Source organism: Streptomyces sp. B93 (assembly GCF_018070565.1).
Taxonomy (GTDB): domain Bacteria; phylum Actinomycetota; class Actinomycetes; order Streptomycetales; family Streptomycetaceae; genus Streptomyces.
The window spans coordinates 72030-95490 of sequence record NZ_JAGPXL010000026.1; the positions used below are offsets into that span (position 1 = coordinate 72030).

Genomic DNA, 23461 nt, shown 5'->3' on the forward strand with positions numbered 1-23461 from the left:
CGCCCGCACCCGGTTTCCGAGGGTCGCGGAAAGTGTCGGTATCTGTCCCGGTGGCGCGGGTGCGCGCCACCGGGTTCCCCGGAGGCGCCGTGCCGCCCCCGGGGAACCCGGCCGTCATGTCACGCCCTGGGCGTCACGGGACGATCTGGAGCAGCCGGTTCGGCGATCCGCTGCCGGGGTTGGTCACCTTGCCGGTGACGGCACCCGCGGTGAGCGCCGAGGCGACCTGGGCCGGGGTGGCCGAGGTGTGGCCCGCCAGGTAGACCGCCGCCGCGCCCGCGACGTGCGGGGTCGCCATCGACGTACCGGAGATGGTGTTCGTCGCGGTGTCGCTGGTGTGCCAGCCCGCCGTGATGGAGGAGCCGGGGGCGAAGAGGTCCACGACGGAGCCGTAGTTGGAGTAGCTGGCCCGGGCGTCCGTGCTGGTGGTGGCGCCGACCGTGATCGCCTCGCCGACCCGGGCGGGGGAGTAGGAGGACGCGTTGGCGCTGCTGTTGCCCGCGGCGATGGCGTAGGTCACGCCGCTGGCGATGGAGTTGCGCACCGCGTTGTCCAGGGTGGTGGAGGCGCCGCCGCCGAGGGACATGTTGGCGACGGAGGGGCCGGAGTGGTTGGCCGTCACCCAGTCGATGCCCGCGATGACGCCCGCCGTGGTGCCGGAGCCGCTGTTGTTCAGCACCCGGACGCCCACGATGCGCGCCTTTTTGGCGACACCGTAGGTCGTTCCCGCGACGGTGGTGGCGACATGGGTGCCGTGGCCGTTGCCGTCCTGGGCGACGTTGTCGCCGTCGACGGCGTCGTAGCCGTTGAAGGCGCGACCGCTGATCTGGGAGTGCGTGATCCGTACGCCGGTGTCGATGACGTACACGGTCACCCCGGTGCCCGCGCTGTCCGGGTAGGTGTAGGTGCCGGAGAGCGGCAGCGACGGCTGGTCGATGCGGTCCAGGCCCCAGGGGGCGTTGGTCTGGGTCGCGGCGAGCTGGACGCGCTGGTTCTGCTCGACGGAGGCGACGGCCGGGTCCGCGGCGAGTCTCTTCGCCTCGGCCTCGGAGAGGGTGGCGGTGTAGCCGTTCAGCGCCTTGCCGAACGTCTTGTCGACCGAACCGCCGTACTCCTTGATGAGGTTCTTGCCCGTGCTCGAGGAGGCCTTGAAACCGGCGGCCTTCTTGAGCGTGACGATGTAGCTGTCCTTGATCGCGGTGGGGGAGTCCGCCGCGAGCACGGTGCCCACGGCCGGGGCCGCCTGGGCGGGGAGGGCGGTCAGTCCGCCCACGAGGGCGGCGGTCGCCAGGCCGGTTATCGCGGCGAGCCGCACCTTCTTGCTACGCAGTTGTGCCATTACGAGGGTTTCCTCCTCTAGGCAGCGCACGCCGGGGTGGGGCGGGCGCGTGTGGGGGGTGCGCGCGTCTTCGCACGCACAGCCCGGAACGTCGCGTACCGCTCGGGGCCGGGATCAAGACTGAGCCAACTGCCGCCGGGGAACAAGAGACTTGAACGCCTGTCAACAAATCTGTCATGAGCACGTAATCGAACAAGCGATGAACGAGTGGCTCCGGGCGGGGGCGGGCGGGAGAAGTTTTGGCATGAACACTTCCAGTCAACACGCGTAGCTGGTACCAAAGTTCAGGCAGCGATCCTGCTAAAGGGAGGTTCCATGAGACGTTCCCGACTTGTCGTATTCCTGACTTCGACCCTCCTCGCGGTCGTCGCGGCTCTGACCGGAGCCACGGCGGCACAGGCCTCCGAAAGCGCCGCGACCGGCTATGTGGCGCTCGGCGACTCCTACTCCTCAGGGGTCGGCGCGGGCAGCTACATCAGCTCCAGCGGCGACTGCAAGCGCAGCACGAACGCGTACCCGTACCTGTGGGCCGCGGCAAACTCACCCTCGTCGTTCAACTTCACCGCCTGCTCCGGCGCCCGAACGGATGAAGTTCTCGCCGGACAGCTGACCCCCCTCAACACCGGCACCGGCCTGGTCTCCATCAGCGTCGGCGGCAACGACGCCGGTTTCGCCGACGTCATGACGACCTGTGTGCTGTCCAGCGACAGCACCTGCGTCTCCCGCATCAACACCGCGCGGGCGTACATCGACTCCACCCTGCCCGGCAAGCTCAACAACGTGTATACGGCGATCCGCAACCGCGCCCCGTCCGCCCACGTCGTCGTGCTCGGCTACCCCCGCTTCTACAAGCTCGGCACCACGTGCCTCGGCCTGTCGGAGACCAAGCGCAGCGCCATCAACCAGGCCTCCGACCACCTGAACAGCGTCATCTCCCAGCGCGCCGCCGCGCACGGCTTCACCTTCGGCGACGTCCGCACCACCTTCACCGGCCACGAACTCTGCTCCGGCAGCGCCTGGCTGCACAGCGTCGACTGGTTCAACATCGGCAACTCGTACCACCCGACCGCCAACGGCCAGTCCGGCGGCTACCTGCCCGTCTTCCGCAACGCCGCCTGATCCCCGGGCTGTTCGAGACCCCTCCGAGCCGTCTCAGGGGTTGTACGACGCGGAGGCCCCGTCCGTCGGGGTCTCCGTCACACAGGTCACCGAGAAGGCGACCGTGTTCGACGTGGTGTGCACCGGATCGCGCACCTCGACACCGATCCCGTTCTCGTACGTCCCGCTGTCGGCGTACGTCGTCACGATCACCTGGTCCTGACGGGTCCGCTCGCCGCCCTCCGGGAACGACAGCGTCTTCCAGCCGTCGTCCGCGACCTCGCCGTCCCGTGTCACCCAGCGGTAGTCGACCTCCGCAGGCAGCCGCCCCACCGTGAACGTCGCCGTGAACGCGGGCGCCGCCTCGGCGGGCGGCGGGCAGGCCCCCGAATACTCCGTGCGCTCACCGGTGACGGCGACCCGGACCGACTGCGGCGGCGGATCCGTCGTGGGGCTCTCCTCGCTCGGCGTCGGGGTCGGCGTCGGCTCCTGACTCGGCGCCCCCGCCCCCGCCTCGTCCTCGGTGCCCGGCGACGACGACGTCCGCTGCCCCGTCCCCGGCGCGGCGCTGTCGCCGCTCCCGCTGTCCCCGCCGTCGTCGTCCCCGCTCAACAGCGCGTACGACAGCCCGCCGATCGCCAGCGCGAGAGCCACGACGCCCGCGACCAGCACGGCGACGGTACGGCGGTCACGGCCCGGCGGTGCGGTCGTCGTGGTCGTCGGCGGGGCGGGCGTGGTCGGCGTCGGCGACGTGGGCCGCGTCGGCCCGGTCGGCTGGTGAGGGGCGACGACCGTCGGCGCGTACGGCGTCGCTTCCACGGTGTCCGCGACGGGCGTACCGCCCGCGCCGACCAGCCGCAGGTCCTGCTCGGCCCGGTCGGCGGACAGCCGCTGGGCCGGGTCCTTGCGGAGCAGCCCCGCGATCACACCGGCGAGCGGCCCGGCCCGGCGCGGCGGCGGCAACTCCTCGTCGACGATGGCGCGCAGGGTACGCAGCGGGGTGTTCTGCCGGAACGGTGAACTGCCCTCGACCGCCGCGTACAGCAGTACGCCCAGCGACCACAGGTCCGACTCCGGGCCAGGCTTGCGCCCCAGCGCACGCTCCGGCGCCAGGAACTCCGGCGAGCCGATCACCTCACCGGTCATCGTCAGCGCCGAACTGCCCTCCACCGTGGCGATACCGAAGTCCGTGAGCACCACCCGGCCGTCGTTCGCCATCAGGACGTTGGCGGGCTTCACGTCCCGGTGCAGCACCCCGGCCTCGTGCGCGGCGCGCAGCGCGGCCAGCACCTCGGCGCCGATGTGCGCCGCCCGTCGCGGCGGCAACGGGCCCTCCGCCTCCAGCAGTTCGGCCAGCGAGACGCCCCGCACCAGCTCCATCACGATCCACGGGCGGCCCTCGTCCGTGGCCACGTCGTACACCGTCACCACATTGCGGTTGGCGACCCGGGCGGCGGCCCAGGCCTCCCGCTCCAGACGGGCGTACATCCGCTCCACGTCGGCGGCGGGCAGTCCGTGCGGGGCTCGCACCTCCTTGACGGCGACCTCGCGGGCCAGCACCTCGTCCCGGGCGCGCCACACGGTGCCCATCCCGCCCTCGCCGAGCGGGGACAGCAGTCTGTAGCGTCCCGCGATCACGCGTGCACCGCCCGGGATCTCGGTCACGGGCACCCCCATTCGCATAGGCCGCATGGCGCGAATCTCCCTTTCCTCACAAAGTAGCTCAGCCGAGTGCGGATGCCGCCCCCCTGAGCACCAATCCGGCTCCCAGGGCGACGACGACGAACGCGGAGCCCAGGGGCGCGAACCGGCGCACCAGGGCGGCGCCCGGAGCGGCGGTCCAGCGCGGGCGCCGGGCCAGTACGCGGGTGACACCCCCGCCGACCTTGACCACCGCGAACCCGGCCGCGGTCAGGGTCAGGGCGAGACCGGCGCCGTACGCCACGACCAGCAGCAGCCCGAACCAGGCCTGCCCGAGCGCCGCCGCGCCGACCAGCACCACCACGGCGGACGGACTGGGCACGAGCCCGCCCGCGAACCCGAGCAGGATCGTGCCGCGGAGGGTGGGGGCGGTGGGGTGGGTGTGGGTGTGGCCGCCGTGGGTGTGGGTGTGACCGGCACTGTGGTCGTGGTCGTGGTCGTGGTCGTGGCCGTGGGCATGGGCGTGGCCATGATCATGATGGCGGGTGCGGAGGGCGCGGCGTACGAGGGTGGCGCCCGCGACGGTGACCAGGGCGCCGCTCGCGATGCCCAGCCAGGCGATCACCGAGGGCGCGGCCACGGAGCCCGCGGTGACCAGGAGGCCGAGGGCGACCACGCCCAGGGTGTGGGTGACGGTCACCGAGGCGGCCAGCGGCAGGACGTGCCGCAGCCGGGCCCGGCCGCCGTGCGCCGCCGCGGTCGCGGCCATCAGGGTCTTGCCGTGGCCCGGGGCGAGGGCGTGCAGCGCGCCGAGTCCGCCCGCGACGACCAGGGCGAACGCGGCGAAGCCGACGGTGAGGTCCTGCCGGGCGACGAGGGAGTCCAGGGCCCGCGTCCAGCGATCGGCGCCGCGCGGGAGGACGGCGGCACCGGGCGCTTCGTCCCCGTGCTCCGCTCCCCGCGCGAGGGGCGGCCCGCCGGGGCGGACGCGCAGGGAGGCGGTCGTCGTGTCCGCGGGGGAGGACAGCAACTTCTCCGGGTAGGCGGTCAGTTCGCGGGAGACCGACCGCTGGGGCACGTCCGACGCGGTGAGCGTCATACGGTCGCCCCGTGCAGTGATCTCCCGCCAGCCGGGCCCGGAGTCGTCGCGCGCGGCGCGGAAGCCCACGGCGGTCGCGGAGTCGCCCTCGGGCAGCGGGGCCCGCAGCCCGCACTCCAGGCGCAGGGTGTCGAGCCCCGCCTGCCCGGGCCGCACGCGCGCGTGGCTGTCGGCCACGGTGAGCGGGACCGCCCGGCCGCCGACGGTGACCGCACTGTCCCGCGCGGCCGTCGCACAGCGCCGCCGGGCCCACTCGGTCAGGCCCAGCCGCTCCACGTCCGGCGCGGCCTGCGTCGCGGGGATCTCGGCGAGGTCCTCCACGTGGCGGACGCGCAGTTCGCCGGGGGCGGCGACCAGACCGTCGTAGCGGTTGACGGTGAAGTTCCCGAGCGGGTGCGCGCTCGCGGCCGTGACGGGCAGCAGGAGCAACGCGACGAGCGCGGTGAGCAGAGCGGTGACGGTGGCGGGGGCCCGGCGCGGCAGAGCGCGCCGGAGGGCACCGGTCGCGGTGGTTCGGCGGGTGCGCGGGTGGGTGGTCTCCGGGCGGTTTCCTTCAGTGCCTCGCGGGCTTGGTGTGGTGACGGTGGCGAGGGCCAGGTGCGGGGCAGGGCGCCGGAGGGCGTCGGGCGCGGTGGTTCGGTGAAGGTGCGGGTGGGTGGTCACCGGGGCAGCTCCTTCAGGGCCTTGCGGGCCTCGGGGGCGCCCAGGGGGGAGAAGCCGGGGTTGAGGGATAGGGCCGCGGTGAGGGACGTGCGGGCCTGGCGGGGGTGGCCGGTGGCGCGTTCGATCATGCCGCGGTGGTAGAGGAAGGTGGCGTCGCGGTAGCCGGTCGCCGTGGCCCGGCGGGCGAAGCGCAGGGCCTCCTGCGGGCGTCCGTTGCGGTACAGGGCCCAGCCGAGGGCGTCGGCGGTGTGCACGGTGCGGCGGCGCTCCCACTCGGCGCGTGCCGCACGCAGGGCCGCCTTGGCGTCACCGTGGTCGGCGGCGGCCAGCGCGGTGTCGAGGTCGGCGTTGACACCGCCCGCCCGCGCGAGCGCCGTCCACGCCTCCACCAGGACGTACTGCTCACGCGCCTGCTCCCGGTCGCCGCCCGCCTCGTACAGCTCGCCGAGCGCGACCAGCGGGCCGGGCAGCGGCGCCCGCGCGACGACCCGCTCCAGCCCTGCGACGGCCGCCGCCCGGTCGCCGCTCGCGGCCTGCGCGCGGGCCCGGCCCTCCAGCGCGGGCAGGTACGTGTCGTCGGCGGCCAGGGCGCGCGCGTAGTGGCGCAGGGCCGCGTCGTGATCGCCCCGCCCGAAGGCGAGTTGGCCGAGCGCGGTGGCCACGTACGCGATGTCACCCGGTGAGGCCGCCGAGCCGAGCGCCTGCTCCAGGACCCGTCGGGCCGTACCCGTGTCCCCGCGCAGCTCCCGCACGTACGCGTACCGCGTGAAGACCGGGATGCCGGGCCGCCGGTCGTCGGCGGTGTCGGCGGCCCTCGACGCGTCGCCGTACCGCCCGAGTTCGACCAGGGCGTCGACACGGCTGGCCAGCGCCCGCTCGCTGTAGGGGTTCCGCGCCAGCGCACGGTCGGCGTACCGCAGCGCGCCGGTGAAGTCATGGCGGGCCGCGGCGAGGGCGGCGTGCCCGGCGAGCGCCTGGTCGTTGTCCGGCCGCAGCTCCAGGGACCGGTCGAGGGCGCGCTGCGCCTGCGGGTAGCGACCGGGGTCGCCTTCCGTCCTGGCCTGCTCCACATAGGCCAGGCCGAGCGCCGCCCACGCGGTGAAGTCCTTGGGCTGCGTCTTCAGGTGCGCCTGGAGCGCGCTGACGCCCGCCTTCAGATCGGCGCCCGTGACGAGCCGCGCCGGGACCACGCCGGGCCCGGCGGCGACCGCGCCGCCCCGCGCGTCGTCGCCTTTGAGGTTGCCGACCGCGACCGACCCGGCGGTCAACGCGACCGCCAACAACACGGCACACCCCGCCACCCGTGCGGCCCGCCTGGACCGTCCTGCCTCCGCAGACATGCCCTCTCTCCTCGGTCGATGAACGCTGGGCGGCGCGGCCCGCCCGTGGGGGACGAAAGCGGGCCGCGCCAGATTCAGGGGACGTATGCCATACGCCCCAAGGGGCGCGGGGAACCGCGCGACCAGCCACCACGGCGCCGCGACCGCGTCACCCGCACCCCGCGTCGGCGCCTAGTACGGCCGCCGCCGCATCCGCCGCCACCACAGCAACCCGGTGCCGATCAGCAGGACACCGGCCGCCCCCGCACCCGCCGACGCCGCGACCAGCGTCGTGTCCTGCGACGAGCCCCCGGCCGTCCCGGCCGGCTGCAACGCGTCGGCCAGCTCGCTGCGGACGTCGTTGCCACCCGTGGTGCCCTTGGCGAGCGGCCCGCGCGAGCCCTCGGTCGGCAGGGCGACGTACGGGAAGGCCTTCTCGAACTCCTTGTCGTTCTCGTCGACCGCGTCACCCAGGTCGTTCTTCGCGCCGAGCAGTTCGCCCTCGACGACCTGGAGCGCCGCGTCGAGCACGTCGTCGGAGAGCCGGCGGCCGTTGGGGAAGCCCGCGTTGTCGCCGTCGAGGACGCCGAGCCGCTTGGGTTCGGCGCTGGGCGCGATCGAGGTGTTGAGCCGCAGCTGTTCCGAAGGCCGCACGTGCGGCGGCTGGTTGAGCCCTTCGACGCCCTTGAGGAAGACGTCGACGAGGTCGTTGCGGGGCTCCGCGGGCGCCTCGATCTTGTAGATCGCCTCGATGAGCCTGGGCAGCTCGGGGTGGGTGACGTTCTTCAGGAACTGCCCGTCGTTCCAGGGCGAGTCCGCGTTGAACTTGTCCTTGTCCTTCAGCGGGTTGACGACCTCGTTCACCAGCGGGTTGCCCAGCCGCGACACCTGGGTGAAGTGGCCCTGGGCGTTCTTGCGCTGGGTCGTGGACCAGATGCCGACGATCGGCTGCCCGGCCGACTCGGTGATCATGTGCGTCGGCACCTGGAGGGCGATGGAGTTGACGTTGTAGCCCTTGAGGGTGTCGTTGCCGACCTCGGTGAGGTTCCCGCCGTACAGCAGGTCGAAGACGCGCAGGTCCAGGAAGAACGGGTCGTCGGCCTGCCCCGCGAAGGCCGTGACGCCGCTGCCGACGTGGTGCACCGCCTGCTCGCGCAGCGCCGCGTAGTCCGGCATGGACGCCTTGCCCACGTTGGACGGCGCGACCGGGACGTCGTCGGCGATCTTGGTGCGGGAGACCAGGGCCTGGTCCTTGAGCTTCAGCAGCTCGATGTCGTACGTCTGTGTGACGTTGAGGTCGGGATCGTCCAGGCTCTCGACCGGGCCGGTGTTGTAGAGGAACGTCTTCTTGTTCTTGATGTGCGTGTCGAAGGTGAAGCGGTACAGCAGCTCGCCCTGCGCGTCACCGTTGTTGTCGATGTGCAGGTCGTACTGGGCGTCCTCGGCGAACGGGTAGAAGTTCGGCCCGCCCGCCGGTTCCTCGAAGGGGGTCCAGTTCGCGACGATCGTCGTCGTGTCCGGCTTGTCCGGGCTGACGAACGCGTACACGTCCGTGTTGTCGTACTGCGGTGTGCCCGAGATCAGCGGTGCCTCCCGGTGGCTGGAGGCGCTGGCCGCCCCCGGTTCCAGCGCGGTCACGCCGGCGGCTGCGAGCCCCCCGGCGGCCAGCGCACCACACACGAGGGTGGCGAGGCCCTTGCGTCCCGCGCCGCTCCTGGAATTAGGTGTCATGCCGTCCGTCCTCCGTGCCAACTTGCCTGACGCACGGGGATTCGGAGTGCGGGCGCGGGCGGATTGGTCGGACGGGAAACTGATTTCGGCCCCCGCCGGACCCGCGTTTTCCGCGCGCTGATCCGTACCCCCGTCCGGAGGTGTGTTCGGTGCGAATGCCTGGTGTCAGGGGACCGAGCCGGTGTGGCCGGGGTGAGGGGGAGTCGGTGGAGGCCGAGGAGCTTGTGCGGCGGGTCGCGGGGGGCGACCAGCGGGCGTTCGAGGAACTGTACGGACTGGTGTCCGGCCCGGTGTTCGGGCTGGTGCGCCGGGTCGTGCGGGACCCGGCGCAGTCGGAGGAGGTGGCCCAGGAGGTGCTGTTGGAGCTGTGGCGGTCCGCGGCGCGGTTCGACCCGGGCCGCGGCAGCGCGCTCGCGTGGATCCTCACCGTCGCCCACCGCCGGGCCGTGGACCGGGTGCGCAGCGCCCGCGCGGCCGGTGAGCGCGAGCAGCGCGACGCGATGCGCTCCCAGCCACCGGCCTTCGACCAGGTCACAGAGGAGGTGGAGGCCGGTCTCGAACGGGAGTGGGTGCGCCGCTGTCTGGACCGGCTGACGGCCCTGCAACGCCAGTCCGTCACCCTCGCCTACTACGACGGGTACACCTACCGGGAGGTCGCCGAACGGCTGTCCCTGCCGCTCGGCACCGTCAAGACCCGGATGCGTGACGGGCTCACCCGGCTGCGGGAGTGCCTGGGAGGTGCCGCATGAGCCTGCTCGACCGGCTGCTGCGCCGCGAGGATCCGCACTCGCTGGCCGCGCCCTACGCCCTGGACGCCCTGGAACCCTCCGAGCGGGTCCGCTTCGAACGGCATCTCGCCGGGTGCCCGCGGTGCGCGGCCGAGGTGCGGGCGCTGTCCGAGGACGCCGTCCGGCTGGCCTGGTCCACGGCCGCACCGGCGCCGCCCGCCCTGCGCGAGAGAGTGCTGGCCGCCGTACGCACCACCCCGCAGGAACCGGCACCGGCACCCGTGGCGGCGGGCGGCCGGGCGCCGGGGCAACTGCCGCCGCACGTGTGGGGGACCGAGCCGCCACCGGCACGCGCGCGTGCGCCCCGGACGCGCCCCCTGTTCGTGCCGTTCGCCACCGCGACCGCCGCGGCGGCGCTCGTCGTCGCCGCGCTCTTCGCCGTGCAGGCGAACCGCAGCGAGGACCAGCTCGCCGCCGAGCGGGACCGGGCACGTGAGATCGCCCACGTCCTGGCCGCCCCCGATGCACGCGCCGACTCCGGACGGGACGCCCGGGGCCGCCGTATCGGAGTGATCGCCTCCGTGTCCGAGGGGCGCGCGGTGGTGACGTTGAGCGGATACGGCGATCCGTCGGGCGGGCGGGTGCACCAGCTGTGGCTCATGCGCCCCGGTGTGCAACCACGCTCCCTCGGGCTCTTCGACGGCGACACGCCCTTGGTCGCCTCCGGGCTCGACCGCTCGGCGACGTCACTCGCCGTGACCGTCGAACCCGACGGCGGATCACCCCAGCCCACCAGCCAGCCCGTTGTCCAACTCGCCCTGGAATCTGTTGGATTCGGAGAGTAGTCGCAAAGGCATCGTCAACACCCTTGCGGGGAAGGTGAATCCTGTGACCGCGATACACGAGTGCCCCGAGGGGGCGATAGGGTTACCCTGCCCGGGCTGGGTGGACTCGTACGGGTGGGGAGTGACATGGAACAGATAACAGTGCGCAGCAGGGCCAGGGTCCCTGCGATCACCTGCGGGAGCAGCGCGACCAGTTCGCGCCTCGACCGTCATCTGTCGGTGCTGGCGGGTCCCGCCATACCGCAGCAGGAGGCGGCCGAGGCGACCTCGTTGATGCGGGAGATCACCGCCCGTGACACCGCCCAGCGCCGCAGCGACCGGGGTGTGCGCGTACGCCGCGTCTCGCTCTTCGCGCCGCTGCGCCGACTTCGCCGTTCACTGTTCGGAGGTCACTGACCGGGGCCGTGCTCAGGCCACCACACCGTCCCGGCGCAACGCTGCGATCTCGTCGTCCGTCATCCCCACGGCACGCAGCAGAGGCCCGGTGTGCTGTCCGAGCGCGGGCACGTCCCCCATCCGCGCCGTCTCCCCGCCCGGCAGCGTGATCGGCGGCAGCGGTGCCCGCAACGGCCCCACCGGCGTCCCCACCTCCCGCCACCGCTCCCGGGCCGCCAACTGCGGGTGCTCCGCCACCTCCCGTACGTCCCGCAGGAGGGCGCAGGCCAGCCCCGCGCCCTCCAGCCGGGCCAGCGCCTCATCGGCCGTCAGCGCGCCCAGTGCCGCGGCCACCAGCCCGTCGGTGCGCTCCCGGTTCGCCACCCGCGCCGCGTTCGTCGCGAACGCCGGGTCCGTCCCCAGCTCCGGCCGTCCGACGACCCGCTCCGCCAGCCGCCGCCACTCCCGGTCGTTCTGCACCGACAGCAGCACCCGCCCGCCGTCCGCCGTGGCGTAGGCGTCGTACGGCGCGATCACGGCGTGCGCGAGCCCCGTGCGCGCCGGGGTCGTGCCCCCGTGCATCGCGTGGTGCAACGGATGCCCCATCCACTCCACCAGCGCCTCCAGCATCGACACCTCCACCGGCCCGCCCCGGCCCGTCGTGCCGCGCCGCACCAGTGCCGCGAGCACCCCCGAGAAGGCGTACATCGCCGCCGCGATGTCGGCCGCCGGGATGCCCGCCTTCACCGGCTGCTCCGGCGTCCCGGTCACCGACACCAGCCCCGCCTCGCACTGCACGAGCATGTCGTACGCCCGCTTGTCCGCGTACGGGCCGAAGGAGCCGTATCCGGAGATGTCCACGGCGATCAGGCGGGGGTGCGCCGCGCACAGCGTGGCCGCGTCGAGGCCGCGCCGGGCCGCCGCCCCGTGGGCGAGGTTCTGTACGAACACGTCCGCGTCCGCCACCAGCCGCCGGACGACCTCCAGACCGCGCGGATCCTTCAGGTCCAGCGCGATCGACTCCTTGCCGCGGTTGCACCACACGAAGTGCGAGGCGAGGCCGCCCGCCGCGGTGTCGTAGCCGCGGGCGAAGTCCCCGCCGTCCACCCGCTCGACCTTGATCACCCGGGCGCCGAGGTCCGCGAGCTGCCGGGTGGCGAAGGGGGCGGCGACGGCCTGTTCGACGGCGACCACGGTGACGCCCTCAAGGGGCGGTGGCTGGGTTGTCATGCCGTGGATCATGACCCGTGGGCCGGGCCCCTGTCATGGGCCCCCCGCCGTGACCGGCGCCTCACAGCAGGGCGATCTGGCCCTCCGGCCCTTCCTCGGGGTGGTCCAGCACGGAGGCGGGGCGCCGGGCGGAGGCCGGGGCCGGCAGGACGCCCGCCGTGCGCAGCTCGGCCGCCGTGATCGGGTCGGTGACGGCCAACGCCTGCCGCCGGGGCCGCAGTTCCGCCAGCAGGGCCAGTACGGTGATCAGCTCCAGCAGCTCCGACGTCCAGGCCTGCGGCCAGGCGGCCGGGCGGATCGCCGCCAGGGTGCCGGGCTCGGCGGTGTCGGCGGTGCGGGCGGTGAACCACTGCTCCAGCACGCGGACCCCGTCCACCTCGTAGTCCCAGGCCTGCGGGGGCACCGGGGAGACCCGGCCCCCGTCGAGGAGGAGGGCCTCCTCGTCACGGTCGTAGACCAGGGTCAGGGGGCGGGGCGGCAGCGGGGCGCGGACGTAGGGGCGGCGGCCGCCGGGGAGCTTGGGGCGGTCGCCGTCGCGGCGCATCAGCCAGAGCATCCGGTGGCCCAGCTCGACGCCGTGCGCCCACAGGGCGGGATCGGCCGTGAGCGGCACGGTGAGGTCGGGGCGGGCGACCGCGACCGTCCACGCGAGGACGTCCAGGGGGGTGCAGGGCGTCCCGAGCCGGGCGGTCAGGTGGGCCGTCAGGCCCGGTGCCAGGTTCGGTTCCCGGCCACCGGGGCGGCGGTGCAGCGGGCGGACGCGGCCGGGGCGCAGCAGCGGCGGCAGCGAGGTCGCGAGCACGCCGTCCGGCAGTTCCACCAGGAACACCTGGTGCTCGTCCGCCACCCGCCACAGTTCCGGGCGGGCCGCGTCGATCAGCCGGTGGTCGGGGATCAGCCACTGCTCGTCGAAGGGCGCGTACAGCACCCGGACCGGCTCCGGGCAGGGGCCGTCGGCGCGCAGCAGCCGCTCCGTGCCGCCGGAGTGTCCCGGCAGCTGGGCCACGGCCGTGTGCAGCGTGCGGGACCGCGTCGGCTCGAAGAGCGCCTCGCGCTCGGGCCCTTCCGCCTTCACCAGGGCGTCCCAACGGGCCTTCAGACAGGCCGCGTCGGGTGCCACCGGCCAGCCCCGGCCGAGGCGCGGCGGTGCGACGGACCACGGCATGAGGTCCGCGAGCGGCGGAGCGTCGTCGTCGGGCGTCACGCCCGGCATCGTACGACGGCACCGCGAGCGGGGGGTCAGGTGGCGTCGAGCGTCACCGTGAAGGAGAAGCGGTCGCCGCGGTACTGGATGACGGCCACGTCCAGCGGGCGCCCGGCGGTGTCGTAGGTGATGCCCGTGTAGTGCAGGATCGGGCTGAGCAGGGGCACCTGGAGCAGCTGGGAGGTCTCCGGGTCGGCGAGCCGGGCCTCCACCGTGTCCGTGATGCGGCTGATGTCCGCGCCCACCACATCGCGCAGCACCTTCGTCATCGGCCAGCGGACCAGGTCGTCGAGGGCGATGTGCTCGGCCAGTTCGGGCCGGACGTGGTTGCGGGCGTGGTTGGTCGGCTCGCCCGTCTTCTCGTCGCTGCGCAGCCGGTGGTACGTCGCCACCTCGGTGACGTCCGGGAAGTGCTCGGCGAGTTCGGCGGGCACCGGCGCGGGCCCGTGGTCCAGCAGCTCGGTCGTCATGCCGGACTGCTGGGCCACGATGGCGTCCACCGAGCCGAGCAGCCGCACCGGGGTGGCCCGGCGGGCGTTCGGCTCGATGAAGGTGCCGCGCCTGCGGTGCCGGGTGATCAGCCCCTCGTCCTCCAGCTCCTTCAGCGCCTGCCGCATGGTCAGCACGCTCACGCCGTAGTGCGCGGCCAGCTGTTCCTCGGTGGGCAGGCGCAGCGGGTCCTGCGGGGAACGGCCGAGTATCGAGGCGCGCAGGGACTGCGACACCTGGTACCAGAGCGGCAGCTTGCGGTTGAGGACGATGGAGTCCGGGGCGAAGGAGGTCACGGGGCCATCCGTACCGGCAGCGGGACGATCAGTGCAACCCAGTGAGCGGCAGCTCGCGGCGAGCGATCAGTGAAGCGCGCGGTAGTGGCGCTCCAGGCCCTGCCACACGTCGTCGTAGCGTCGCTGGAGGTGGTCGGCGTCGGACGCCTGGGCGGTGAGGGTGACCGGCCAGCGGGTCTCGAACATGAACGCGAGCCCGTCGTCGACCTTCTGCGGCCTCAGCTCGGCCGCGCTCGCCCGGTCGAACGTCTCCCGGTCCGGGCCGTGTGCCGACATCATGTTGTGCAGCGAGCCCCCGCCCGGCACGAAGCCCCCCTTCCCGGCCGTCTTGGCGTCGTAGGCGCCCTCGATCAGGCCCATGTACTCGCTCATCACGTTCCGGTGGAAGTACGGCGGCCGGAAGGTGTCCTCGCCCACCAGCCAGCGCGGCGCGAACACCACGAAGTCGATGCCCGCGAGGCCCGGGGTGTCGGACGGGGAGGTCAGCACCGTGAAGATCGACGGGTCCGGGTGGTCGTAGGAGATCGTCCCGATGACGTTGAAGCGGCGCAGGTCGTAGACGTACGGCACATGGTTGCCGTGCCAGGCGACGACGTCCAGCGGGGAGTGGCCGTAGACGGCCGTCCAGAGGTTGCCGCAGAACTTGTTCACCACCTCCACCTCGCCCTCGGTGTCCTCGTATGCGGCGACGGGGGCGCGGAAGTCGCGTGGGTTGGCCAGTCCGTTGGCGCCGATCGGGCCGAGGTCGGGGAGGCGGAACGGGGTGCCGTAGTTCTCGCAGACGTAGCCGCGGGCGGTGTCGTCCAGCAGCTCGACGCGGAAGCGCACCCCGCGCGGGATCAGCGCCACCTCGCCCGGCTCGGCGCTCAGCAGGCCGAACTCGGTGCGCAGCAGCAGCCCGCCGCGCTCGGGGACGATCAGCAGCTCACCGTCCGCGTCGCTGAAGACACGGTCCATGGAGGCGTCGGCGTGGTAGAGGTGCACGGCCATGCCGGTGCGCTGGGTGGCGTCGCCGTTGCCGCCGAGCGTCCACAGGCCCGCGAGGAAGTCGGTGCCCCCGGCGGGCGCCGGGAGCGGGTTCCAGCGCAGCCGGTTGGGGTCGGGCACCGTCTCGGTGAAGGGTGCGGTGCGCAGGGCGCCGTTGTCAGCGCGGGTGAACGCCGGGTGGGCGGCCGAGGGGCGGATGCGGTACAGCCACGAGCGGCGGTTGTGCGCCCGGGGCTCGGTGAACGCCGTACCGCTGAGCTGTTCCGCGTAGAGGCCGAGGGGGGCCCGCTGGGGTGAGTTGCGGCCCTCGGGCAGGGCGCCCGGGACGGCCTCCGAGCTGTGCTCGTTGCCGAAGCCGGAGAGGTAGGTCAGTCCTTCGGCGGTCTTCCGGGCGTCCCCGCTGCTCATGTTCGCATCGCTCCCTTGCACGTACTGATTCCTATGTATCACCGTAGGATTGCGTTTTCCTGGACGCAAGGGGGAGGGGTGACCTCCTCTGGAGGGATGACCGGAACCCGACCCCAGGGGGATTCGACGTGTCGCACCCGTGTTCTACGCTCCCGGGCATGTCGTGGATACGGGGACTCCTCGCCGTGCTCGCGCTCTGCGTCCTGCCGCTGGCCGGAACAGCGGGCTGCGGCACCGGTGACGCGAACGAGCAGGCGTCCGTCCAGTCGCCCTCACCGGTGGGCAAGCTGCTGGAGGACACGGACGAGGAAGGGCGTGCCTTCCGCGAGGTCGACGAGGACGACGCGCCCGAGGTGGACATAGAGGTGCAGCCCGACGACTCCGGCGACGGCTGGGACCTGACGCTCACCCTCGACGGCTTCCGCTTCTCACCGGCCGACACCCCCGCGCGGGCGGTCGCCGGGCGGGGCGTCGCCCGCCTCTTCCTCGACGGCCGGTTCATCGCGGAGCTGCGCACCCCCGAGTACCGGCTCGCCGCCCGCCTCGTCCCCCGCGGCACCCACCAGGTCACCGCCCGCCTCTACGCCGACGACGGCACGGTGTGGGCGGCGGACGGGGAGCCGATCGAGTGCACGGCGGACATCACGGCCTCGGGGACGGAGGGGGCCGGGGAGTGAGCTCCGGCGCCCTGCCAAGGCCTCGGCGCCGTGCCGCAGTTCTGGCCCCTGTGTGGCCTTCGTCGCCGGACGTGGTGCGGGCGCCGGTCGCGTCCTGTCGTGGGCTCGGTGTCCTGTCGTGGCCTCGGCGCCGTGCCGCAGTTCTGGCCCCTGTGTGGCCTTCGTCGCCGGACGTGGCGCGGGCGCCGGTCGCGTCCTGTCGTGGCCCCGGTGCCCTGCCATGGCCTCCGTGCCGTGCCGCGGCCCTCTGGCCCTCTGCGTGGCCTCGGCGCCCTGTCGTGGCCCCGGCCCCCTGCGTGGCCCCGGTGCCCTCCCGCGGCCCCCGCACCGTACCCCGGCCCCAGCCCCGTACCCCGGCCCCGGCTTCACCGTGCTTCGGCGGAAAGGCATCATGGAGCCCGTGCCCCCTGTCACGCCCCCAGCCGTACCCCTGCGCCGTGCGCCCGTGCAGCGGCGCAGTGCCGAGCGGCTGGCCAGGATTCTGGACGCCTGCGCCGACCTCCTCGACGAGGTCGGCTACGACGACCTGAGCACCCGCGCGGTGGCGGTACGCGCCGGGGTCCCGATCGGCTCCGTCTACCGCTTCTTCGGCAACAAGCGCGAGATGGCCGACGCCCTCGCCCAGCGCAACCTGGAGCGCTACACCGAACGGGTCGGGCAGCGGCTGAAGGACGGCGGCGCCGACGGGGGCTGGCGGGCCGCGCTGGACGCCGTGCTCGACGAGTACCTCGCCATGAAGCGCACCGCGCCCGGCTTCTCCCTGGTCGACTTCGGCAACCAGATCCCGGTCGGCGCCCGGCACGGCGACCCCAACCACCGCGTCGCCGACCGGCTGCTCGACCTGCTCTCCGGCCATCTGCCCCGGGACCCCGACGACGATCTGCGCCGTACCTTCCTGGTCGCCGTGGAGACCGCCGACACCCTCGTCCAGCTGGCGTTCCGGGTGCGTCCCGAGGGCGACGAGCGGATCATCGCGGAGATGCGGGAGCTGCTGCGGGCGTATCTGGGCCGGGTGCTGGACTGACCCGAGGCGGTCACCGTCCGGCCGCTGGGATGTCTCCCGACCCCTCCCCTACATGCGTACCGGTCGGTATGCTCGCGTCGACCCCACGCGTCAGCGTCGCCGCCACCCCGGGAGGACCCCGTGTCCCGCACCGCTCTGCGCATCTGCCCCCTGTGCGAGGCCACCTGCGGCCTGACCCTCACCATCGAGGGCACCCGCGTCACCGGCGCCCGAGGCGACCGCGACGACGTGTTCAGCCGCGGGTTCATCTGCCCCAAGGGCGCCTCCTTCGGCGCCGTCGACGGCGACCCCGACCGGCTGCGCGCCCCCCTGGTCCGCAGGGACGGTGAGCTGCGCGAGGCCACCTGGGAGGAGGCCTTCGACGCCGTCGCCGCCGGGATCCGGCCGGTGATCGAGCGGCACGGCCCGAACGCGGTCGGCGTCGTCCTCGGCAACCCCAACGTCCACACCATGGCCGGGGCCCTCTACCCGCCCGTGCTGCTCGGTGCCCTCGGCACCCGCAGCGTGTTCAGCGCCTCCACCGTCGACCAGATGCCCAAGCACGTCTCCAGCGGCCTGCTCTACGGCGACGCGAACGCCATCCCCGTCCCCGACCTGGACCACACCGACCACCTGCTGCTCATCGGCGCCAACCCCCTGGAGTCCAACGGCAGTCTGTGCACCGCCCCCGACTTCCCCGGCAAGCTGAAGGCGCTCAAGGCCCGCGGCGGCACCCTCACCGTCGTCGACCCGCGCCGCACCCGCACCGCCGCGCTCGCCGACCGGCACATCGCCGTGCGCCCCGGCACCGACGCCCTGCTCCTCGCGGCGATGGCCCACGTCCTGTTCGAGGAGGACCTCGCCGACCTCAAGGACCTGGCGCCGCACGTCGAGGGGCTGGCCGAACTGCGGGAGTCCCTCCAGGACTTCACCCCGGAGGAGGTCGCCGCCGCCTGTGACGTCCAGGCCCCGCTGATCCGCACCCTGGCCCGCGAACTCGCCGCCGCCCCCACCGCCGCCGTCTACGCCCGCATCGGCAGCTGCACCGTCCCGCACGGCACCCTCGCCAGCTGGCTCGTCGACGTCCTCAACATCCTCACCGGCAACCTCGACCGGCCCGGCGGCGCCCTCTTCCCGCAGTCCGCCACCGACCGGACGCCCCGCCCCGCCGGACCCGGCCGCGGCTTCGCCCTCGGGCGGTGGCGGTCCCGGGTGAGCGGGCACCCCGAGGCCAAGAGCGAACTGCCCATCGCCGCCCTGGCGGAGGAGATCGACACCGCCACCGAGGAGGGCGAGCCGATCCGCGCGGTGATCGCCATCGCCGCCAACCCGGTGCTGTCCACCCCCGACGGCGACCGCCTCGACAAGGCCCTCGGCACGCTCGACTTCATGGTCAGCGTCGACCCCTACCTCAACGAGACCTCCCGGCACGCCGACGTCGTCCTGCCGCCGCCCCCGCCCGCCCAGAGCCCGCACCACGACTTCGCGTTCAACACCCTCGCCGTCCGCAACCAGGTCCGCTACACCCGCCCCGCCGTCCCGCTGGAGCCCGGCCGGATGGCGGAGACGGAGATCCACGCCCGGCTCGTCCTGGCGGCGACCGGCATGCACGGCACCGACCCCGCCGCCGTGGACGCCATGGTCGTCGACCAGACCCTCGGCAAGGCGGTGAAGGAGCCGCACTCACCGGCGTACGGCCGCGACCCGCGTGAACTCGCCGCCCAGCTCACCGGCGACGACGGCCCCGAGCGGCGGCTGGACATGATGCTGCGCCTCGGTCCCTACGGCGACGGCTTCGGCGCGCGCCCCGACGGGCTGACCCTGGCCCGGCTGCTCGCGCACCCGCACGGCATCGACCTCGGGCCGCTCGCCGCCCGGCTGCCACAGCCGCTGAGGACCCGCAGCGGCCGGGTGGAGCTGCTTCCCGGCCCGATCGCGGACGACCTGCCCCGCCTCCGCGAGGCCCTCGCCGAGCGCCCCGCCGGGCTCGTCCTGGTCGGCCGCCGCCATCTGCGCTCCAACAACAGCTGGATGCACAACGTCCCGGCGCTGACCGGCGGTTCCAACCGCTGCACCCTGCACATCCACCCCGAGGACGCGGACCGCCTGGGCGTGCGCGACGGCGAGGCGGTGCGGGTCAAGGGCGCCGGGGGAGAGGTGACCGCGCCCGCGGAGGTCACCGCCGACATCCGCCCCGGCGTGGTGAGCCTCCCGCACGGCTGGGGCCACGACCGCCCCGGCACCCGGCTGCGGCACGCGGCCACCGACCCCGGCGTCAACGTCAACCAGCTCCTCGACGGCAGCCTGCTCGACCCGCTGTCCGGCAACGCGGTCCTGAACGGCGTACCCGTCGAACTGATCGCACGGCCCTGACCTGGAGTTTTGCGCTTATTGCTCGCGTGTCAACGTCTTGTTAACGCCGCTCGGCGGGTCCTAACGTCCATCGCACCGCCGGCCCTGGTGGGAGTTCAAGGGCGAACGTTAGGTATCCACTCATGCTGACCATCCTCGGCTTCGCCATGATCGCGACCTTCCTGGTCCTGATCATGATGAAGAAGATGTCACCCATCGCGGCGCTCGTGCTCATCCCCGCGCTGTTCTGCGTGTTCGTGGGCAAGGGCGCCCACCTGGGCGACTACGTCATCGACGGCGTCACCAGCCTCGCGCCGACCGCCGCGATGCTGATGTTCGCGATCGTCTACTTCGGCCTGATGATCGACGTCGGACTCTTCGACCCGGTCGTCCGGGGCATCCTCAGGTTCTGCAAGGCCGACCCGATGCGCGTCGTCGTCGGTACGGCGCTGCTCGCCGCGATCGTCTCGCTGGACGGCGACGGCTCCACCACCTTCATGATCACCGTCTCGGCGCTGTACCCGCTGTACAAGCGGCTGAAGATGAGCCTGGTCATCCTCACCGGTGTCGCCGCCATGGCCAACGGCGTGATGAACACCCTGCCCTGGGGCGGCCCCACCGCCCGCGCCGCCACCGCCCTCAAGCTGGACGCCAGCGACATCTTCGTCCCGATGATCCCGGCGCTCGCCGTCGGCCTGGTGTTCGTGATCGTGCTGTCCTACGTCCTCGGTCTGCGCGAGCGCAGGCGGCTCGGCACGCTGACGCTGGACGAGGTGCTGGCGGAGGAGAAGGAGACCGTCCTCGTCGGCGCGGGCGGGAGTGCGAGCGCGGCCACCGGCGGCAGCGGCGGCGGTACGGACGACGAGACTGCCTTCCAGGTCCTCGACCCCGGCCGCCCCACCCTGCGTCCCAGGCTGTACTGGTTCAACGCGCTGCTCACCGCCACGCTGCTGACCGCCATGAGCATGGAGTGGCTGCCGATCCCGGTGCTCTTCCTGCTCGGCGCCGCCCTCGCGCTCACCGTCAACTTCCCGCACATCCCCGACCAGAAGGCCCGGCTCGCCGCCCACGCCGACAACGTCCTCAACGTCTCCGGCATGGTCTTCGCCGCCGCCGTCTTCACCGGCGTCCTCCAGGGCACCGGCATGGTCGACTCCATGGCCCGCTGGCTGGTCGACATCGTCCCCGGCAGCATGGGCCCGCACATGGCCCTGGTCACCGGGGTGCTGAGCCTGCCGCTCACCTACTTCATGTCCAACGACGGCTTCTACTTCGGTGTCCTGCCGGTGCTCGCCGAGGCCGGGGCCGCGCACGGCGTCTCCCCGCTGGAGATGGCCCGCGCCTCCCTCGTCGGACAGCCCCTGCACATGTCCAGCCCGCTCGTCCCCGCCGTGTACGTGCTGGTCGGCATGGCCAGGGTCGAGTTCGGCGACCACACCCGGTTCGTGGTCAAGTGGGCGGCCCTCACCTGCCTGGTGATCCTCGGGGCGGGCATGCTGTTCGGAATCATCTGACCGCTTGATGGAGGACATCGTCGTGAGGCCCGGTGGGAACCGCGGCTGGCTGCTCCGCCTCGTCATCGCCTTCAGCTTCGCGCAGGGGGCGGTGTCGATGGCCCGGCCCGCCGTCTCCTACCGGGCCCTCGCACTGGGCGCCGACGAGCGGGCGGTCGGCGTCATCGCGGGCGTCTACGCGCTGCTGCCGCTCTTCGCCGCCGTACCGCTCGGCCGCCGCACCGACCACGGCCGCTGCGCGCCCCTGCTGCCCGCCGGGGTGGTCCTGATATCCGGCGGCTGCGCGCTGAGCGGGCTGGCGGACTCCCTGTGGACGATGGCCCTGTGGAGCGGGGTGATGGGGCTCGGCCACCTGGCCTTCGTCATCGGCGCCCAGTCCCTCGTCGCCCGCCAGTCCGCCCCGCACGAACAGGACCGCAACTTCGGCCACTTCACCATCGGCGCCTCCCTCGGCCAACTGGTCGGCCCGATCGCCGCGGGCGCCCTCATCGGCGGTGACGACCTGGCGGGCAGCAGCGCGCTCGCCCTGCTGGTGGCGGGGGCGGGCTGCGCGGTCGCGGTGACCTCGCTGTGGCGCATCGAGCACCGCGGTACGACGCCCACGTCCCGTACCGGGCAGGGCGGGCGCGTCCCCGTCCACCGCATCCTGCGCGCCCGGGGCGTGCCCGCGGGCATCCTGATCAGTCTCTCCGTGCTCTCCGCCACCGACATTCTCACCGCCTACCTCCCGGTGGTCGGCGAGCACCGGGGCATCGACCCCTCGGTGATCGGTCTGCTGCTCAGCCTGCGGGCGGCGGCCACCATCGCCTGCCGTCTGGTGCTCACGCCCCTGCTGCGCCTGCTCGGCCGGACCCTGCTGCTGACCCTGAGCTGTCTGCTGGGCGCGGTGCTGTGCGCGGGCGTCGCGGTGGAGGTGCCGGTGTGGGCGCTGGGGCTGACGCTGGCCGTGCTCGGTTTCTGTCTCGGGGTGGGGCAGCCGCTGTCCATGACGACGGTGGTGCAGGCCGCTCCCGACGAGGCGCGTTCGACCGCGCTGGCGCTGCGGCTGACCGGCAACCGGCTCGGGCAGGTCGCGGCCCCGGCCGCGGCGGGACTGATCGCCGGGGTGGCGGGGGTGGCGGCGCCGTTCGTGATGCTCGGGGGGCTGCTGTTGCTGTCGTCGGGGGTGGCGCTGCGGTCGCCCGGCAGGCCGTCCGAGGGGCCGGTGACGGGGCGTCCGGCCGCCCGTCACCTGCGGGACCGGCTGCGGCGAAAGAGTGGAACCTGACGGCGTGTGAGGCGTTGCTCCCGCGATCCGGGGGCGCGTGTGACAGAGAGTCGGGCCAAGCGATTCGTATGAAAATCGCACGACTCGGAGGAAATGCGCATGCCCACCCTGCCCCGTCCATGTCGCCGTGCGGGCGCCCGCACCACCGCCCTCGCCGCCCTCACCCTCGCGGGCAGTACCGCGTTCGGTGTTCCCGCGGCCGTCGCCCAGCCGCCCGTCGACAACGGGGACATCAAGATCCACAAGATGGGGACCACGTTCAGCGACCAGAGCGACGAGTCCAAGGTCTGCGACTTCTACCTGGCCGCCTTCGACTTCGCAGCGGGCGAGCAGGTCCACTGGGAGATCGACAAGCAGCCCGTGCCCGACCCCCGGCCCGAGCTGGCGGGCGACATCACGGCCGCGGGCAACGGCACCGCCCAGAGCGTGCCCCTCGGGCTGCCCAACGGGCAGTACAAGCTCACCTGGAGCACCAATCTCGGCCATGGCGCGGGCAAGTTCAAGGTGTTCGAGGTCGACTGTGCCACGCCCAAGCCGATGGCGAGCACCCCGGGTCCGCACGGCGGCCCGCCCGCCGGGGGCGGCGGCCTCGCCCGTGACGCCGCCTTCGCACCGGTCGCCGGTGCCGCCGCCGTGGGGCTGGCCGCGGTGAGCGGGGTGGTCTGGTTCCGGCTCCGCCGTCGCCCGCATGGCTCCCACTAGCCATCGCCACCGGCAACGGCACCGGCGCCCGCCCACGCCCACGCGCAGGCCCGCGCCCTGGCGGCGGACCCGTGCCTACCGGCTGGCGAGGACCTGTCTGTTGACCGTCTCGCTGGTCGTGGGCGGTGTCTGGTGGAACCAGGCCGACGAGGATCCCGCCCCGACCCCCGCCCCGGCCTCCGGCCCCCGTGCCGAGGCCGGGGCGGGGGAGGCTCCACAGGGCGGTGGCGAGGGCGAAGGCGAGGGCTCAGGCGGAGGACCGGGGACGGCGGCCCCGGACGCCGAGCGGCGCACGGCACCCGCGAAGCCGTCCGAGCCCCTACGGGGGGAGCGCACCCCCGCCGCCCCGGAGCGGCCGTCGCCCGGCCCGCCGGAGCGGTCACCCCGGTCGCAGGAGCGGACCGCCACCCCCGCGCGCCCGGACCGCCCCGCCGGTTCCGGCACCCCGTCGTCCCCCGTGAGACCCCGGGCCACCCCCCGCCCCCCCCCCCCCC

At 73.5% G+C, this 23461-nt stretch carries 19 protein-coding genes and 1 pseudogene; 11 read left to right on the forward strand and 9 right to left on the reverse strand.

What is annotated here, in order from left to right; genetic code table 11:
- Positions 1 to 133: 133 nt before the first annotated feature.
- Positions 134 to 1339, reverse strand: coding sequence for a S8 family peptidase (locus tag KBY47_RS23380; protein ID WP_210923814.1), 1206 nt, complete (start codon positions 1337 to 1339; stop codon positions 134 to 136).
- A 315-nt stretch (positions 1340 to 1654) separates the two neighbouring features.
- On the opposite strand from KBY47_RS23380, the gene KBY47_RS23385 reads away from it, so the two are divergent.
- Entirely contained in the window at positions 1655 to 2458 is an 804-nt protein-coding gene (locus KBY47_RS23385) for an SGNH/GDSL hydrolase family protein (protein ID WP_210923816.1), read from the forward strand.
- Between the two features lie 33 nt (positions 2459 to 2491).
- Here the strand turns inward: KBY47_RS23385 and KBY47_RS23390 are convergent, their stop codons facing one another.
- The 4 genes from KBY47_RS23390 to KBY47_RS23405 all read right to left on the reverse strand — a co-directional run bounded on the left by KBY47_RS23390 (position 2492) and on the right by KBY47_RS23405 (position 8890).
- Entirely contained in the window at positions 2492 to 4120 is a 1629-nt protein-coding gene (locus KBY47_RS23390) for a serine/threonine-protein kinase (RefSeq protein ID WP_210923857.1), read from the reverse strand.
- A gap of 40 nt (positions 4121 to 4160) precedes the next feature.
- Positions 4161 to 5660, reverse strand: coding sequence for a nickel transporter (locus tag KBY47_RS23395; RefSeq protein ID WP_210923859.1), 1500 nt, complete (start codon positions 5658 to 5660; stop codon positions 4161 to 4163).
- A gap of 176 nt (positions 5661 to 5836) precedes the next feature.
- Positions 5837 to 7267 carry a tetratricopeptide repeat protein gene (locus KBY47_RS23400; protein ID WP_374103100.1) on the reverse strand — a complete coding sequence of 477 codons (1431 nt, stop codon included), beginning with the start codon at positions 7265 to 7267 and terminating at the stop codon, positions 5837 to 5839.
- Positions 7268 to 7351: 84 nt separating this feature from the next.
- Positions 7352 to 8890: a DUF4331 domain-containing protein gene (locus KBY47_RS23405; protein ID WP_210923819.1), complete on the reverse strand. Its 1539-nt coding sequence runs from the start codon at positions 8888 to 8890 to the stop codon at positions 7352 to 7354.
- 206 nt (positions 8891 to 9096) lie between these two features.
- On the opposite strand from KBY47_RS23405, the gene KBY47_RS23410 reads away from it, so the two are divergent.
- The 3 genes from KBY47_RS23410 (at position 9097) to KBY47_RS23420 (ending at position 10859) form a co-directional block, all read left to right on the forward strand.
- A complete protein-coding gene (locus KBY47_RS23410; RefSeq protein WP_210923820.1) occupies positions 9097 to 9639 on the forward strand; it encodes a sigma-70 family RNA polymerase sigma factor in 543 nt (180 codons plus the stop codon).
- Positions 9636 to 10463, forward strand: a complete 828-nt coding sequence (locus KBY47_RS23415) for an anti-sigma factor domain-containing protein (RefSeq protein ID WP_210923821.1) — start codon at positions 9636 to 9638, stop codon at positions 10461 to 10463. The genes KBY47_RS23410 and KBY47_RS23415 overlap by 4 nt, the downstream gene beginning before the upstream one ends.
- Positions 10464 to 10589: 126 nt before the next feature.
- Positions 10590 to 10859, forward strand: a complete 270-nt coding sequence (locus KBY47_RS23420; RefSeq protein ID WP_210923822.1) for a hypothetical protein — start codon at positions 10590 to 10592, stop codon at positions 10857 to 10859.
- Between the two features lie 12 nt (positions 10860 to 10871).
- Here KBY47_RS23420 and KBY47_RS23425 read toward each other — a convergent pair whose 3' ends face one another.
- The 4 genes from KBY47_RS23425 to hmgA all read right to left on the reverse strand — a co-directional run bounded on the left by KBY47_RS23425 (position 10872) and on the right by hmgA (position 15452).
- Entirely contained in the window at positions 10872 to 12080 is a 1209-nt protein-coding gene (locus tag KBY47_RS23425) for a CaiB/BaiF CoA-transferase family protein (protein ID WP_210923823.1), read from the reverse strand.
- A gap of 49 nt (positions 12081 to 12129) precedes the next feature.
- On the reverse strand, positions 12130 to 13281 hold the full coding sequence (locus KBY47_RS23430; protein WP_210923825.1) for a type ISP restriction/modification enzyme: 1152 nt from the start codon (positions 13279 to 13281) through the stop codon (positions 12130 to 12132).
- Between the two features lie 26 nt (positions 13282 to 13307).
- Positions 13308 to 14057, reverse strand: coding sequence for a GntR family transcriptional regulator (locus tag KBY47_RS23435; protein ID WP_210923827.1), 750 nt, complete (start codon positions 14055 to 14057; stop codon positions 13308 to 13310).
- Positions 14058 to 14123: 66 nt separating this feature from the next.
- Positions 14124 to 15452: a homogentisate 1,2-dioxygenase gene (gene hmgA, locus KBY47_RS23440; protein WP_210923828.1), complete on the reverse strand. Its 1329-nt coding sequence runs from the start codon at positions 15450 to 15452 to the stop codon at positions 14124 to 14126.
- A gap of 158 nt (positions 15453 to 15610) precedes the next feature.
- Here hmgA and KBY47_RS23445 point away from each other — a divergent pair, with 158 nt between their 5' ends.
- The 7 genes and pseudogenes from KBY47_RS23445 to KBY47_RS23475 form a co-directional block, all read left to right on the forward strand.
- Positions 15611 to 16129 (forward strand): hypothetical protein, encoded by a 519-nt coding sequence (locus tag KBY47_RS23445; RefSeq protein WP_210923831.1) that lies wholly within the window; start codon positions 15611 to 15613, stop codon positions 16127 to 16129.
- A gap of 391 nt (positions 16130 to 16520) precedes the next feature.
- Entirely contained in the window at positions 16521 to 17153 is a 633-nt protein-coding gene (locus tag KBY47_RS23450; RefSeq protein WP_210923833.1) for a TetR/AcrR family transcriptional regulator, read from the forward strand.
- A 120-nt stretch (positions 17154 to 17273) separates the two neighbouring features.
- Entirely contained in the window at positions 17274 to 19505 is a 2232-nt protein-coding gene (locus KBY47_RS23455; protein ID WP_210923835.1) for a molybdopterin oxidoreductase family protein, read from the forward strand.
- A gap of 122 nt (positions 19506 to 19627) precedes the next feature.
- On the forward strand, positions 19628 to 20998 hold the full coding sequence (locus KBY47_RS23460) for a CitMHS family transporter (protein ID WP_210923837.1): 1371 nt from the start codon (positions 19628 to 19630) through the stop codon (positions 20996 to 20998).
- Between the two features lie 22 nt (positions 20999 to 21020).
- Positions 21021 to 22265: an MFS transporter gene (locus KBY47_RS23465; RefSeq protein ID WP_210923839.1), complete on the forward strand. Its 1245-nt coding sequence runs from the start codon at positions 21021 to 21023 to the stop codon at positions 22263 to 22265.
- A 99-nt stretch (positions 22266 to 22364) separates the two neighbouring features.
- Positions 22365 to 22967, forward strand: a complete 603-nt coding sequence (locus KBY47_RS23470) for a hypothetical protein (protein WP_210923841.1) — start codon at positions 22365 to 22367, stop codon at positions 22965 to 22967.
- Between the two features lie 100 nt (positions 22968 to 23067).
- Positions 23068 to 23461: pseudogene (locus tag KBY47_RS23475) on the forward strand (hypothetical protein); the annotation flags it as partial.

Coding starts and splice junctions, on each gene's coding strand:
- KBY47_RS23470 (WP_210923841.1), top strand. CDS start 22,365: ATGCCCACCCTGCCCCGTCCATGTCGCCGTGCGGGCGCCCGCACCACC.
- KBY47_RS23405 (WP_210923819.1), bottom strand. CDS start 8,890: ATGACACCTAATTCCAGGAGCGGCGCGGGACGCAAGGGCCTCGCCACC.
- KBY47_RS23385 (WP_210923816.1), top strand. CDS start 1,655: ATGAGACGTTCCCGACTTGTCGTATTCCTGACTTCGACCCTCCTCGCG.
- KBY47_RS23450 (WP_210923833.1), top strand. CDS start 16,521: ATGGAGCCCGTGCCCCCTGTCACGCCCCCAGCCGTACCCCTGCGCCGT.
- KBY47_RS23430 (WP_210923825.1), bottom strand. CDS start 13,281: ATGCCGGGCGTGACGCCCGACGACGACGCTCCGCCGCTCGCGGACCTC.
- KBY47_RS23390 (WP_210923857.1), bottom strand. CDS start 4,120: ATGCGAATGGGGGTGCCCGTGACCGAGATCCCGGGCGGTGCACGCGTG.
- KBY47_RS23445 (WP_210923831.1), top strand. CDS start 15,611: ATGTCGTGGATACGGGGACTCCTCGCCGTGCTCGCGCTCTGCGTCCTG.
- KBY47_RS23425 (WP_210923823.1), bottom strand. CDS start 12,080: ATGATCCACGGCATGACAACCCAGCCACCGCCCCTTGAGGGCGTCACC.
- KBY47_RS23460 (WP_210923837.1), top strand. CDS start 19,628: ATGCTGACCATCCTCGGCTTCGCCATGATCGCGACCTTCCTGGTCCTG.
- KBY47_RS23380 (WP_210923814.1), bottom strand. CDS start 1,339: ATGGCACAACTGCGTAGCAAGAAGGTGCGGCTCGCCGCGATAACCGGC.
- KBY47_RS23420 (WP_210923822.1), top strand. CDS start 10,590: ATGGAACAGATAACAGTGCGCAGCAGGGCCAGGGTCCCTGCGATCACC.
- hmgA (WP_210923828.1), bottom strand. CDS start 15,452: ATGAGCAGCGGGGACGCCCGGAAGACCGCCGAAGGACTGACCTACCTC.
- KBY47_RS23415 (WP_210923821.1), top strand. CDS start 9,636: ATGAGCCTGCTCGACCGGCTGCTGCGCCGCGAGGATCCGCACTCGCTG.